The sequence below is a fragment of the Pantoea sp. A4 genome, from assembly GCF_000295955.2.
Lineage (GTDB): Bacteria > Pseudomonadota > Gammaproteobacteria > Enterobacterales > Enterobacteriaceae > Pantoea > Pantoea multigeneris.
Genome location: NZ_ALXE01000068.1, coordinates 62,868 through 76,160, shown reverse-complemented (window position 1 = coordinate 76,160; position 13,293 = coordinate 62,868). Strand labels below are relative to the sequence as shown.

Here is a 13,293-nt window from a genome sequence, read left to right as displayed (position 1 = left end):
CCACTTAATTCAGCACGAAGTTGCTGTCGGGCAGAGCGGGGGCGGGCAGCGGCAGATCGTCGTTCATATCCCGCAAGTTGCGTTCAATGGTGACACACATCGCGTTGAGCGGCAGGTGGTTAGGTTCTTCACCAAACGGCGCTTCCAGCTCAGCCGCCAGTGACTCCAGCGACAGAAAAGTATAGGAAATAAATACCGAGACCAGCGGTGTCATAAAATGCAGGTCGGCGGCCAGCGCAAACGGCAGCAGGCTACAGAACAGGTAAACGGTGCGATGCAAAATCAGCGTATAGGCAAACGGAATCGGTGTACCGGCAATACGCTCACAGCCGGTCATGATTGCGGAAAGCTGATTTAGATTGGCGTCCACGCTTTGCCATAAAATATCGCTGATTGCGCCTTTGCTGCGCAGTTCGCCCAGCCAGGTTCCCATACACAGCAGCAGCCGGTTGGTGGGCAGCGGGCTGTTCATCACCTCATTGCGCCAGCGTTCTGGTACTAATCTCAGCAGATCTTCCCGGCCACTGGTCTCACGTAACTGATGTTTCAGACTCCAGCTGAAAGCCATTTGCAGCGCCGCAAACTCACGTGCAGCCTGTTCCTGTTGCGGCAGAATGCTCTTGATCTGGCGTAACAGCGAGCGGTGGGTGATCACCAACGACCCCCAGAGTAAGCGGGCTTCAATAAAACGCGCATAGCTGGCGTTATTGCGAAAGCCAAGAAAGATAGCAATCGAAACACCAAGCAGGCTAAAAGGCGCAATGGTCAGGCGGAAGCCAAAACCCTGATACCACTGGTAGGTCAGAATTGCGATCACCGACATTGCCAGATTAAGCCCAAGGCGAAACAGAATGTGCGGCAGTACTGAACCATGCCAGCCAAGCAGCCGACGGAACCAGTGCTGTTGCGGACGGATAATCATAAGTTGAGAGGGCGTGTAAGCAATTGATAACGACTAGCCTACGCGCAACATCACAGAAAATCGACTGGTAACGTGTTACGGGGTAAGGAGGGTAGCCGTAGCTACCCTGGAAGGTTAAAAGCGAAACGGACTGAAGCTCATCAGGTTTTTAAACATCGACATCATGCTCTCCATCATTGTGCTCATCATCTTGCCCATCTGGGAGAGCAGGCCTGACTGATTATTGCCGCCGAAGCTATTATCGCTACCAAAACCATTACCGTTACCAAAGCCGTTACCGCCGCTGAAACCATTACCATTACCAATGCCCCAGCCAGGCATGGCTGCCATCTCGCAACCCGGCCTGGTTTGGCTAAAATCCAGCGCGCCTATGCCTGAAGGCGTCTTTTTAGCCACTTCGTACAGGCTCTGTTGAGTGGCCTGGCCATCGCGGCTTTGCCACCAGTGGGTTTTATCCGCTTTCGCAAAATATTCGGGATTATTGAGCAGTGTTTGTGCCGCCTCGCGATCTTTTTGCTGGCTGTAAGTGCCGCCGGTGCCATTGGCAATATTGCTGAGCTCTTTCATATCGAGCCAGCCGCTTTTGTCCTGGTCGAAAGTTTTGAAGTTGTTGTGTATGTGATACAGGGCGCTTTGTACGTCCATCTGAAACTCCTTAGGAAAAGGGAAGCCGCCTGGAAGTCAGGCAATGAGATGGGTGTACTGAAAATAGAAAAAGTTCATTAAAAACGGCCACTTAACAGTGGCCGATAGAGAGGGATGATTAACGGGTTGGATGGTTCACTTCAACCGGACGCAGGTCAAACAGCAAGACTTCGGCCTGTTCGCCTTCGCTAAAGGTCAGGCTGCTTTCGTTACGAACGCGTGCGCCATCACCGGCTTTAAATTCAATACCGTTCACTTTGATGCTGCCACGGGCCACATGAATGTAAGCATAGCGGTCAGCATCCAGCGCGAAAGTCTGCTGCTCATCACCGTCGAACAGTCCGCTGTAGATGCGGATGTCCTGACGCACGCTCAGCGATCCTTCTTGCGCTTCCGGCGAGATAATCAGACGCAGATGGCCCTGTTTTTCTGCCGCAGGCACGGAGATTTGCTGGTAGCGCGGTGGCGTATTGTTCTCTTCCGGCACAATCCAGATCTGCAGGAAGTGCACTCCATCCTGTTTGGAGTGGTTAAATTCGCTGTGTGTGACACCAGAACCTGCGCTCATGAGCTGAACATCGCCAGGGACGATGACCGATCCGGTGCCCATTGAGTCTTTATGCTCTAACGCACCTTCCAGCACATAGGAGATGATCTCCATGTTGCGGTGCGGGTGAGCACCAAAACCACGTGAAGGCGCGACACGGTCGTCGTTAATCACCAACAGGTCAGAGAAGCCAACCTGCTCTGGGTCCCAGTAGCTGGCGAAAGAGAAGGTATGGCGTGAATTCAGCCAGCCGTGATCACCAACACCGCGTTGTTCTGACAATCTTTGCTCGATCATGATGTGCTCCTGGGTTAGTAGGGGGGAAGGCGTTTGCGCTTCCGATGTGATGAATTATACGTAAACGAATTTGTTCAACAATCGGCTGCAATGGCAATCACTGTCACGATTTAGTTGACTATCTGGCTGACGGTATCGGGAAGGAAAACACCACTCAACGGAGTGGTGTTCAGGGCAGGTTTAAGGCTTCCAGCCTAAGCCCGGTGCAATGCGGGTAATAAAATCAGTGAGGATCTGGCGATACTCACTGACGGTAAATTCATAAGGCAGTTCCAGCCGGAGTTCATCAACCTGACGCAGAACGGGATCTTGCAGCAGGCGTGCCAGTATCTCTTCACTACTGCCGACAATATCGCGCGAGAACAGGGTGCGTCTTGGCCCTTGTGGTGTCAGCGTGCGTTCATAACGGCTGGCGGCAAAATCCCGGTAGCGCTGGCGGGTGGTCGCAGAGGCGCTGTCGGTCGGGATAATCACGCGGCCTGCGGCAATGCGCGGCTTACGCGTCGTTCCCGCAGGCAGATGCGCCTGAAAATGCGCTAGCTGTGTCAATTGAGCCTGATAATAGTCATCGGTATCTTCCCCGGAGGTCAGGTTGCCAATCAGCAGGTTGAACTGGTTTTCCGCCGCCCATTGCACCGAGCGCAACGAGCCGCCGCCGTACCACAGGCGGTTAGCGAGATCCGGTGAAGGGGGCTGCACGCGCGGGCGCTGGCGATTGCCGGGAGAGACAATATAGGTCTCCTCATCCCCGAAGTAGCGACCGCTGAGGTTTTCACGCAGTGCCAGCACGCGATCGTAAGAGAAATCCTGCTGTTCCCACTCGCCGTGGAAGACGGAATGGCCCACCAGCTCCACATGATTAGGTTTCCCGGCGCTCAGGCCCACGTTGAGTCGGCCGGACGAGAGCACATCCACCGTCAGCAAATCTTCTGCCAGGCGGAAGGGACTCTCCAGACCCATCTGGATCACGGCGGTGCCCAGCTCAATTTTGCGGGTGCGCTGGGTGGCCGCCGCAAGAAAAGTGCTGGCAGAAGAGACGCCATGTTCAAGATGGCGCTGGCGCACCCATGCTCCGTTGTAGCCTAGCTCTTCACCATAGGTAAAAAGCTGCAACGTCTCTTCCAGGCCGCTCAGTGGGTGATGATCGGGGTAGTTTCCAGGGGTAAGAAAGGCGATATGGGAGATCGCCACAGGGGATTGCGCACTGCCAGACATAGTTCATTCTCCGGGTAGGAACCGTGGTTGCATGAATTATGTCGTGGCAGCGCGATCGCATTAAATGCCGATTACAGCACTGATTATGCGCGGCTCAGATTAGCTTTTTTTCCGCGCCGCAACGGCCTGTAAAATGCGCGGTTGGAGTAAGCGGGCGACAGCAGCAAACACCGGAACCACCACCGAATTACCAAACTGGCGATAGGCCTGCGTATCTGATACCGGAATGCGGAACTGTTTCTCGCCAGGTTGTTCAAAGCCCATCAGTCGTGCACATTCGCGCGGCGTCAGGCGGCGCGGACGGTTCAGCTGATTGGCTGCATCCTGGAAGTTCTCTTCCCCTACAGCACGATCCCAGCCGCGATCGACCAGAATTTCCGAACCATCTTTGTGGTAACGTGCCGACAGGGTGCGTGTCACCGTGTTGGCATCCTGCGGGTTCACCAGACCGAAACCGAAGCCATTACCGCGCGCTGCATGTTTTTTCGCATAACGGTAGAGATAGTCCCACAGCTTTTCGCTCAGGATATAGCGGGGATCGACTTCTGCATCCAGCAGGTCGCCAAAAGCCGGGCGCTGGGCAGGATAATGCTGCTGGACATCGCGCAGGCTAAAGCCCTGATGCAGATTCAGGTCACGACGGAAACCGACCAGCACGATACGCTCACGGTGCTGTGGCAGGAAATGACGGCCATCAACAATGCGCGGATCGTCTTTACCGGCGTCGGCGTCGGCCACTTCGTAACCCAGCTCGTCGAGGGTTTCCATGATGATGCGGAAGGTGTTGCCTTTGTCGTGGCTCTTGAGGTTCTTCACGTTCTCCAGCACAAAAATGGCCGGACGCTTAGCGGTAATGATACGGGCAACGTCAAAGAACAGTGTGCCCTGGGCTTCACACTCAAAACCATGTGCGCGCCCCAGCGCATTTTTTTTACTCACACCCGCCAGGCTAAAGGGCTGGCACGGGAAGCCCGCCAGCAATACATCGTGATCGGGAATCTGACTATTGATGTGTTGATAGGCCTGCTGTTCACTCACGTCCGTCTGGTCGCTAAGCGTCACCTGGCGGATATCGGTGTTGAACTGGTGATGTTCCGGGTCGTGATACCAGTTAGCTTTATAGGTGCGCACCGCCTCTTTATTCCACTCGCTGGTGAAGACACATTGGCCGCCAATGGCATCAAAGCCACGGCGAATACCGCCGATCCCGGCGAACAGGTCGATAAAACGGAAAGCATAATCAGGGTGATGTGCAGGGGGCTGTGGCAGCATCTGCTCTAACAGACGCACTTCAGATGAGGTCAGCGCTTTGGTGGCACATTTGCCGTTAATCCAGCGGTTAAGCGACTCTCTGCTCCATTCGCGTTCATCCACCTGACGCAGCAGTTCTGCCACGGCTTTTTGACCATAAATAGCAACCACTTGCTCAATCAGGTGTTTATCTGCGGTTTGTCGTTGTTGTTTTTCACTTTCTGCTTGTGCCTGCAGTGACTGCGCCAGGGTGGCAAAATCCGTCATACGATCTCCTCGGTCTAAGGGGTGCGAATGTATCACTCATTTGACCCAGAGGAAACGCCAGGGGTGTGAACGGGTACACAGTGTTGATGAAAGGATTGTGGCCGGTTTGACAACCGGACAGGGAAATAATCTCCCCTGGAGAACAGTAAAAAGTCAGGAAAAAAAAGAATCAACTCATTCCCAATTGTCGTTTGGAAGTTTATTTACTCTTACAGATACTCAATAACGCTCAAGGATAAATATAAATAATTATCAGGAAGATAAGAAAATATTATTGCAAACCAACTTGATGATTTCTTTCTCTCCGACATTATGGCGATAATTATTACTCTCACCTGTTACCTGTATTGCCAGAGAAAGCCAGACATCATCACAACCACGCAGGAACTCCTATGAATCAGACAGATAATAATGCTTCATCCCTCGGGAATGGTTTGTCCAGCAGGCAAGTGGCTATGATTTCTATTGCAGGAATTATCGGTGCAGGGCTGTTTGTTGGTTCTTCCAGTGCCATTGCGATGGCGGGGCCAGCCATACTCATTTCTTATGCAATTACCGGATTAATGGTATTAGTGATAATGCGAATGCTGGGTGAGATGGCGGTATTACACCCGGACTCGGGATCATTTTCAACTTATGCGACCAAAGCGATTGGTCCCTGGGCAGGATTTACCATCGGCTGGCTATATTGGTGGTTCTGGGTACTTATTATTCCAGTGGAAGCTATTGCGGGCGCTAATATCCTGAATGCCGCCGTGCCTGAAATTCCAGCATGGCTATTTACCGTTGCCATTATGGTGCTGTTAACCATCACCAATTTGTTTAATGTGAAAAACTTTGGTGAATTTGAGTTCTGGTTCTCTATTGTAAAAGTTGCGGCAATTATTGCCTTTATTGTGATTGGTATTGTGGCGATAACTGGCCATTTACCCACTTCCAATATCAGTGGTGTTTCACGCCTGTGGGATCATGGCGGCTTTATGCCACATGGCTTCGGTGCAGTCCTCTCCGGTGTGTTGATTACCATTTTCTCCTTCTTTGGCGCGGAGATTGTCACTATTGCCGCAGCGGAGTCAGATAATCCAGCAGAGCAGATTCGGCGTTCCAATGGTCTGGTGGTCTACCGTATCGCGTTGTTCTATATCCTCTCGATTTTCCTCGTTGTCTCACTGGTAGGCTGGAATGACGCGGGCCTGAAGACACAGGGCACCTTCCAGTATGCGCTCTCTCAGCTGAATATTCCGGGCGCGAAATTGATGGTGGATATCGTGGTCTTTGTCGCGGTCTGTAGCTGCATGAACTCGGGACTTTATACGGCTTCACGTATGCTTTACTCCCTTGGAACGCGTGGTGATGCGCCAGCCAGAATGTGCCGTGTCTCTAAAGGAAACGTTCCACGCATTGCTGTGCTGAGCTCTACGCTGGCCGGATTTGTCGGTTGCTTCGCCAACTACGCGTTCCCTGGCAAAGTGTTCGACTTCCTGCTCTCTACCACGGGCGCAATCGCGCTGATCGTTTATCTGGTGGTGGCGATTTCCCAGCTGCGTATGCGTTTCGCCTTACAGCGGCAGGGCATTGAGCCGGAGTTCCGCATGTGGCTGTTCCCGTGGCTGACGCTGGCAACGATTGCGGTGATTGTGGCGGTATTGGGCTATATGTTCGTGTCTGAGCAGTATCGTTATGAGACGCTAATGACGGCCGCAGTCACGCTAATTATGCTGGGATGTGGGCTGTATACCACCCGTGGACGCAAGGCTGATCTGGTGGGGACTGCGCAGAGTCATCTTCGTAAACCGGCGTATCAGACAACGAAATAAACTGTTGCCCGTGCGGTGTTTACCGCCGCACGGACATAACAATGATCAGGCAAATACCCGCAAAATCTGCCCCGAGTGATACAGGGTAAAACCATTTTCAAACACCGCCGAGCGTAACGTCGTATTACTTACCGGCGAATACTGCAACAGCGGCAGCGGCAGGCAATCTTCACTGCCGGTAGCCAGATAGTGTGCAAAACCTTTCCCCACCGCCGTTCCCGTGGTGACACCCCGGCCATTGTAACCACTCACCGCTAACATGCCCGGCAGGGGCTCAAAAATACGAAAGGTGTGGGTTGGGGTAAAGCCAATGGTGCCGGTCCAGTTGCATTCCCACTTCACGTTACGCAGGAATGGAAAGTAGAAGCGCAGTTGGCTATTGACCCAGCCGCGAATCCAGGCGAGCGGTTTACGGGAAGCGGAGCCCATCGTGCCGAACAGTAACCGATCATGCACATCCTTACGAATACTGCTCAGCACCGTTTTGGTGTCCCAGGAGCCCTGGCGTTCAGGGAAAATGATCTGCGCATCGCTCTGGCTAAGGGGTTCTGACGCCACCTGAAAATAGTAGGCTTTAAAAAAGTGGGCTTTAATACAGTTCCAGTCATCCTCGGTATAGGCATTGGTCGCTAAAACTACGCGGTCGGCTTTAACCTCGCCACGGGCTGTCTGTACTCGCCAGCCAGACCCGTTGCGGCTCAAGCCAGTGACTCCACTTTGCGTGAAAATACGTGCACCCGCGGCGGCGGCTGCACGTGCCAGCCCACGAGTGTAAGCGGTGGGGTTCAGCGTACCTGCCCGTTTGTCCAGCAGCGCAGCGGGGACGCTGGCACTGCCCACCAGTTGCTGTGCCTGAAACTGATTCAGCAACTCAACGGGCGCGCCACGGCTGCTCAACTGCTGAAAACGGCGGGTCAGATCTTTCACCCCCGTGGCGTTGTGTGCAAGGTGTAAGGTGCCACTGCGTGTGGCATCACAGCGGATACCATGGCGGTCGATCAGGGAAAAGACCAGGGCTGGTGCCTCGCCCATCATGCGGGTTACCCGTTCGCCGTTCTCGTTGCCGAGCACCTCGCGAATATCATCCGGTGGGATCCACGCTCCCGCGTTAACCAGACCGACATTACGCCCGGAGCCACCCTGTGCAATCTCACCTGCTTCCAGTAGGGTGACCGACATATTGCGTTCAGCAAGGTGCAGGGCGGTGGATAAGCCCGTAATGCCCCCGCCAATCACAACGACATCACTTTCTACCTTTGAAGATAAAACCGGAAAGGTCAGCGCTGATTCAGGCGATGTACTTTCCCATAAACACCTCTGTTCCATACAAACTCCCGAGAAGGAACTGCATTAAATATGATGGGTTAATCTATTTTTGCGGCCGGAAAGCGAAGAAAAAAAGCAGCATTACCATAGGAAATAGTGATAGAAAAAGCTGCCGATGAGACGGCAGCTTTCACGTTGGATTTAGTTAAATTTAATCCCCTGAGCTAGCGGTAACTCTCGGGAATAGTTGACGGTATTGGTCTGGCGACGCATATAGCTTTTCCAGACATCCGAGCCGGATTCACGCCCGCCGCCCGTCTCTTTTTCGCCACCAAACGCCCCACCAATTTCTGCCCCACTGGGGCCGATATTAATATTGGCAATGCCACAGTCACTGCCGGTAGCCGAAATAAAGCGTTCAGCTTCACGGACATCGGTGGTGAAGATGCAGGAGGAGAGCCCTTGTGGCACATCATTATTCAGCGCTATCGCCTCATCCAGCGTGTCATAAGGCAGCACATAGAGGATGGGGGCGAATGTCTCGCGACGGACAAAATCATGCTGGCGATCCACTTCCACAATCGCCGGGGAGACGTAATAACCCGCGCTATATTTGTTCTCTAAAACGCGTTCGCCGCCGGAGATACGGGCTCCGGCGGCTTTTGCCTGCTGTAGGGCTTGCTGCATGGCGCCCCAGGCATCAGCATCAATCAGTGGGCCGAGCAGCGAGCCATTGAGCGGATTTCCGATACTGACATTGCTGTAAGCTTGCTTAAGGCGTGGCAGTAAATCTGCCAATACCGAACGCTGTACAATCAAACGGCGCAGGCTGGTGCAGCGCTGGCCGCTGGTGCCGACGGCAGAAAAAACAATGGCGCGTAATGCCATATCGAGATCGGCCTGTTCAGAGACGATCATCGCGTTGTTCCCGCCCAGCTCAAGGATGCTACGACCAAAGCGTGCTGCAACCTGCGGCCCAATCTCAAGCCCCATACGCGTGCTGCCCGTGGCGCTGATCAAAGGGATGCGGCGGTCATTAGTGAGCTGTTCGCCTTGCGTGCGCGCTCCAAGAATGACCTGGCTTAGCCCGTCTGGGGCTTCTGGCCCAAACTGCGCAATCGCTTTGTCTAACAGTGCCTGCGCGGCTAAGGCGCAAAGTGGCGTTTTTTCCGAGGGTTTCCACAGCAGACTGTTGCCGCATACCAGCGCCAGGGCAGCATTCCACGCCCACGGTGCGACCGGGAAGTTAAACGCGGTAATAATGCCGATGACCCCCAGCGGGTGCCAGCTTTCGCGCATATGGTGACCTGGGCGCTCTGAGGCGATGGTCAGGCCATACAGCTGGCGCGACTGGCCCACCGCCAGATCGCAAATGTCTATCATCTCCTGTACTTCACCCAGTCCTTCCTGCAAGATTTTTCCGCACTCCCAGGTGATTAATGCGCCCAGTTCTTCCTTGTGGCGGCGCAGCTGTTCGGCATAGAGTCGCACCAGTTCACCACGACGTGGTGCCGGGATCTGACGCCAGAGTAAAAAGGCGTCTTGCGCTTTTGCAATGCGTTGATCCACTTCCTCGGCAGAATGAAATTTAATCCTGCCAATTACACTGCCATCAATTGGCGAATTGACGGCATAATCCCCGCCCAGCCAGGTATTTTCTTCAACGCCGAGGCGCAGCATCAGATCCTTAATCATTCCATCACCTATTATTTAGTTGACAAAAACTTTCCCTGAGCCAGTATTGACGGCGCTGGCAAGTTGGAACAAACGACATTTTTGATTTAATTCATTCCGTAAAGTTGTGAAGGTGATATGAATCGTCGCTATATGCCCTCGTTGATTTCAATGCAGTGTTTTGAAGCTTCTGCCCGACATTTAAGTTTCACGAAAGCGGCGGAAGAGTTAAACATTACCCAGAGTGCGGTGAGTAAACAGGTTGGCCAACTGGAAGTTATTCTGGCGACCAGCCTGTTTCAACGCGTGCGAAAAAGATTACAGATGACGCAGGAGGGCTCGATCTATCTCACAGAAGTGAGAAAAGTATTAACGCAGGTCGAAATGTCGACCCGTTATATGCTCTCCTACGGTAGCCGTAATGAGGTGCTCAATGTCAATGCGCTGCCCACCTTTGGCGTCCACTGGCTTATGCCACGCCTGAATGGTTTCCGTTTTAAACACCCCAATGTTTATTTAAATATTTCGAGTCGGATCGATATTTTTGATTTTGATGAAGAGAATATCGACATCGCTTTTTATTATGGCCGTGCAAACTGGCCCAAAGCTTGCTGTATTAAATTGCTGGATGAAGAAGTGGTGCCCGTGTGTTCTCCGGCAATTTTACCGCCTCATCCTTTAAATTCTTCTCTGGAGCTGACGCACCTGGTGTTATTGCAGAGTGCTACCCGGCCTGAAGCCTGGCATGACTGGTATGAAGCGCAGGGCCTGCATACCGAACACAGCTATCACGGCCCCCGTTTTGAAACCTTTTTAATGTCGATTCAGGCGGCGAAGGTCGGTTGTGGTGTTGCGCTGGTGCCGCGCATGTTTGTGGAAGAGGAGTTGCGGGAAGGAAAGTTAGTTATCCCGTGGTCGCACAGTATGGTTTCGCCTGAAAATGCTTACTACATCGCCGTGCCTGAAAATGCGCGCCACGCAGCGAAAGTGACGGGCTTTATCGACTGGATCCAGTCACGTGTCGCCAGTCCAGCGCCCTGATGACAGGAAAAAAAAGAATGGATACCCGGCTTTTTTTCGTTTGAGTGACCTGCCCCTTTTTTGTTTCCATGCGGGATAACCGGCGCGATGTGTAAGAAATTCATAGGGAAACACCCTATTCGTGACACCTCTCGCGCTACCGACCTCCCACATCTTGCTACGCTATTCATCAACGTGCACACCGCGGGGTGGTCGCCAGATCGCTATTTTGCGCCAGTCACTGCACAGGCGTTTTATACCCTACAGGTTTAAGGAGAGAAAGATGCAGCGCTTTATTTCCCCGGATGTGATTCGCGATCGTTTTTCTAAAGCGATGTCGCAGATGTACCAGCGCGAGGTGCCGCAATATGGCACGCTACTGCAAATTGTACAGCGCGTTAACGGCGCGTATTTGCAGCAATATCCCGCGACCTTCAGCGCCGATGAACGTGAGGAAGAACTTAACCGCCTTAACGTTGAGCGCCACGGCGCCATCCGCCTCGGGACCGCGCAGGAGCTCTCTACTATGCGCCAGTTGTTTGCGGTGATGGGGATGCAGCCGGTCAGTTATTACGATCTCTCTGCTGCCGGAGTGCCGGTACACTCCACCGCCTTCCGCGCCACCGATGAAGCTTCACTGCGCTTCAACCCGTTCCGCGTCTTTACTTCGCTGCTCCGCTTAGAGCTGATTGCTGACGACCAGTTGCGCCAGCGGGCAGAGTCCATCCTGAACCAGCGCGATATCTTCACGCCACGCGCGCGTGAACTGATCGCACATAGCCAGCAGCAAGGTGGCCTGGACGATGCAGAAGCCGATGAATTTGTGCGTGAAGCACTGGAAACCTTCCGTTGGCATCGGGAGGCTCAGGTCGACTTTGCCACCTACAATGCCTTGTCAGAACAGCATCGGCTCGTGGCTGACGTGGTGTGCTTCAAAGGCCCACACATTAACCACCTGACGCCGCGTACCCTAAACATCGATGCGGTGCAGGCGGCGATGCCGGAGTACCAGATCACGCCAAAAGAGAGTATTGAGGGACCGCCGCGCCGTCAGGTGCCGATCCTGCTGCGACAAACCAGCTTTAAGGCGCTGAGCGAGCAAATTGTGTTTAGCGACCATGCAGAAGGCAAACATACTGCCCGCTTCGGGGAGATCGAACAGCGTGGTATGGCGCTGACGCCAACAGGCCGCGCGTTGTACGATCGCCTGCTACAACAGAATGATGCCGCCGCCTTCACGCAGTTCCCGGACGATGAAACCACGCTACGCCAGCAAAAGCTCGGCTATTTCCGCTATGCGCTGGCCGCAGGACAACCACTGCCCGCCGCACAGAATTCCCGCCAGCATCTGGAAGCGCTACTGGCCGCCGGGGTCATCACAGCAACCCCGATCATCTACGAAGACTTCTTACCGGTCAGTGCCGCAGGGATCTTCCAGTCTAATCTTGATAGTGAACGCAGCGGCGTGAGCCAGGGTAGCCCCAATAAAGCGGCGTTTGAAGCGGCTTTGGGCTGCCGGGTCACGGATGAATTCAGCTTATATCAGGCGCTGGAAGAGGCTTCACTACAGCGAGTGTTTGATGAGGTATAGGCGGGGCAATCATAAAATATAACGGATTAGTTAGCCATATTTGTGCCCCAGACCGGTAAGCTGGTGCTGCTTTGGCTTTTCAACGATATGGAGCATCAACATGAGCAACAGGAAAAATGTGCTGGCGGTTTGCGGGAGTTTACGCGCGGAGTCGCTGAATCTCCGCTTTTTACGTGCGATGGAGCTACTGGCTCCCGCATCGGTCAATTATCAGATCTACCCGGATCTGGCCGATTTGCCGCTGTTTAATCCGGATCGTGACGGGTGTGACGACAGGGCAGTGCGTGCATGGCGTGCTGCGTTAGCGCGGGCAGATCTTGTGTTGTTGGCCTCCCCCGAATATGCATTGGGCGTCAGCGGCGTGATGAAGAATGCCCTCGACTGGATTGTCGGGAGCGGGGAGCTGACCGATAAACCGATTGCCTTTCCTAACGTCTCGGTGCGGGCGGTGGCGGCGCAACAGCAGCTGACCACCACGCTGGGTCTGATGGGCGGCAACGTCCTTGAGGCATGCAGCCCATATGCTTCGCTGGATCTTCCGCTGGTGCTCCCGGAGGCATCAGCACAACAGCTGCTGGATCACGCGGAAATCAGCCCGCGTTTGCAGGCGCTGTGGCAGCAACTTCTCCTGGCATAACGCGGTTCTCTTCGCAGAGAAGTGGCTCAAAGTAACATAAACTTGCGCTTGTCGGGCTGTACACGAATCGATAATATCTCAATAAAAGATTACTTAATTACCATCATTCTTTTTTTGAGATTAAACGATTGATCGTTCTTCCCA

11 protein-coding genes are annotated in these 13,293 nt (G+C 53.6%); 4 read left to right on the top strand and 7 right to left on the bottom strand.

The features are described from left to right. Positions 1–4 precede the first annotated feature (4 nt). From B880_RS0123360 to B880_RS0123340, 5 genes are all read right to left on the bottom strand, one after another. Positions 5–922 carry a bestrophin family protein gene (locus tag B880_RS0123360; protein WP_017349881.1) on the bottom strand — a complete coding sequence of 306 codons (918 nt, stop codon included), beginning with the start codon at positions 920–922 and terminating at the stop codon, positions 5–7. A gap of 114 nt (positions 923–1,036) precedes the next feature. Further along, positions 1,037–1,567, bottom strand: coding sequence for a hypothetical protein (locus B880_RS0123355; protein ID WP_017349880.1), 531 nt, complete (start codon positions 1,565–1,567; stop codon positions 1,037–1,039). 118 nt (positions 1,568–1,685) lie between these two features. Next, on the bottom strand, positions 1,686–2,411 hold the full coding sequence (locus B880_RS0123350; RefSeq protein ID WP_017349879.1) for a pirin family protein: 726 nt from the start codon (positions 2,409–2,411) through the stop codon (positions 1,686–1,688). 180 nt (positions 2,412–2,591) lie between these two features. Further along, on the bottom strand, positions 2,592–3,626 hold the full coding sequence (locus B880_RS0123345) for an LLM class flavin-dependent oxidoreductase (RefSeq protein WP_017349878.1): 1,035 nt from the start codon (positions 3,624–3,626) through the stop codon (positions 2,592–2,594). A gap of 99 nt (positions 3,627–3,725) precedes the next feature. Continuing rightward, positions 3,726–5,144: a DNA cytosine methyltransferase gene (locus tag B880_RS0123340; protein ID WP_017349877.1), complete on the bottom strand. Its 1,419-nt coding sequence runs from the start codon at positions 5,142–5,144 to the stop codon at positions 3,726–3,728. A gap of 392 nt (positions 5,145–5,536) precedes the next feature. Between B880_RS0123340 and B880_RS0123335 the strand changes: the two genes are divergently transcribed. After that, a complete protein-coding gene (locus B880_RS0123335; RefSeq protein ID WP_017349876.1) occupies positions 5,537–6,961 on the top strand; it encodes an amino acid permease in 1,425 nt (474 codons plus the stop codon). A gap of 45 nt (positions 6,962–7,006) precedes the next feature. On the opposite strand, the gene amaA is transcribed toward B880_RS0123335, so the two are convergent. Together amaA and amaB are read right to left on the bottom strand one after the other, a co-directional pair. Next, positions 7,007–8,287 carry an L-pipecolate oxidase gene (gene amaA, locus B880_RS0123330; RefSeq protein ID WP_017349875.1) on the bottom strand — a complete coding sequence of 427 codons (1,281 nt, stop codon included), beginning with the start codon at positions 8,285–8,287 and terminating at the stop codon, positions 7,007–7,009. A 141-nt stretch (positions 8,288–8,428) separates the two neighbouring features. Then, entirely contained in the window at positions 8,429–9,922 is a 1,494-nt protein-coding gene (gene amaB / locus B880_RS0123325; protein ID WP_017349874.1) for an L-piperidine-6-carboxylate dehydrogenase, read from the bottom strand. A 117-nt stretch (positions 9,923–10,039) separates the two neighbouring features. Here amaB and B880_RS0123320 point away from each other — a divergent pair, with 117 nt between their 5' ends. From B880_RS0123320 to B880_RS0123310, 3 genes are all read left to right on the top strand, one after another. Further along, positions 10,040–10,942, top strand: coding sequence for a LysR substrate-binding domain-containing protein (locus B880_RS0123320; protein ID WP_017349873.1), 903 nt, complete (start codon positions 10,040–10,042; stop codon positions 10,940–10,942). 262 nt (positions 10,943–11,204) lie between these two features. Next, on the top strand, positions 11,205–12,512 hold the full coding sequence (gene hglS / locus B880_RS0123315; protein WP_017349872.1) for a 2-oxoadipate dioxygenase/decarboxylase HglS: 1,308 nt from the start codon (positions 11,205–11,207) through the stop codon (positions 12,510–12,512). A gap of 100 nt (positions 12,513–12,612) precedes the next feature. After that, positions 12,613–13,149 carry an NADPH-dependent FMN reductase gene (locus B880_RS0123310; RefSeq protein ID WP_017349871.1) on the top strand — a complete coding sequence of 179 codons (537 nt, stop codon included), beginning with the start codon at positions 12,613–12,615 and terminating at the stop codon, positions 13,147–13,149. The last annotated feature ends 144 nt before the right edge of the window (positions 13,150–13,293 follow it).

What these genes read in the sequence shown, in the direction of transcription:
- B880_RS0123350 (WP_017349879.1), bottom strand. Translation starts at nt 2,411, where the DNA reads ATGATCGAGCAAAGATTGTCAGAACAACGCGGTGTTGGTGATCACGGC.
- amaA (WP_017349875.1), bottom strand. Translation starts at nt 8,287, where the DNA reads ATGGAACAGAGGTGTTTATGGGAAAGTACATCGCCTGAATCAGCGCTG.
- B880_RS0123310 (WP_017349871.1), top strand. Translation starts at nt 12,613, where the DNA reads ATGAGCAACAGGAAAAATGTGCTGGCGGTTTGCGGGAGTTTACGCGCG.
- amaB (WP_017349874.1), bottom strand. Translation starts at nt 9,922, where the DNA reads ATGATTAAGGATCTGATGCTGCGCCTCGGCGTTGAAGAAAATACCTGG.
- hglS (WP_017349872.1), top strand. Translation starts at nt 11,205, where the DNA reads ATGCAGCGCTTTATTTCCCCGGATGTGATTCGCGATCGTTTTTCTAAA.
- B880_RS0123335 (WP_017349876.1), top strand. Translation starts at nt 5,537, where the DNA reads ATGAATCAGACAGATAATAATGCTTCATCCCTCGGGAATGGTTTGTCC.
- B880_RS0123340 (WP_017349877.1), bottom strand. Translation starts at nt 5,144, where the DNA reads ATGACGGATTTTGCCACCCTGGCGCAGTCACTGCAGGCACAAGCAGAA.
- B880_RS0123345 (WP_017349878.1), bottom strand. Translation starts at nt 3,626, where the DNA reads ATGTCTGGCAGTGCGCAATCCCCTGTGGCGATCTCCCATATCGCCTTT.
- B880_RS0123355 (WP_017349880.1), bottom strand. Translation starts at nt 1,567, where the DNA reads ATGGACGTACAAAGCGCCCTGTATCACATACACAACAACTTCAAAACT.
- B880_RS0123320 (WP_017349873.1), top strand. Translation starts at nt 10,040, where the DNA reads ATGAATCGTCGCTATATGCCCTCGTTGATTTCAATGCAGTGTTTTGAA.
- B880_RS0123360 (WP_017349881.1), bottom strand. Translation starts at nt 922, where the DNA reads ATGATTATCCGTCCGCAACAGCACTGGTTCCGTCGGCTGCTTGGCTGG.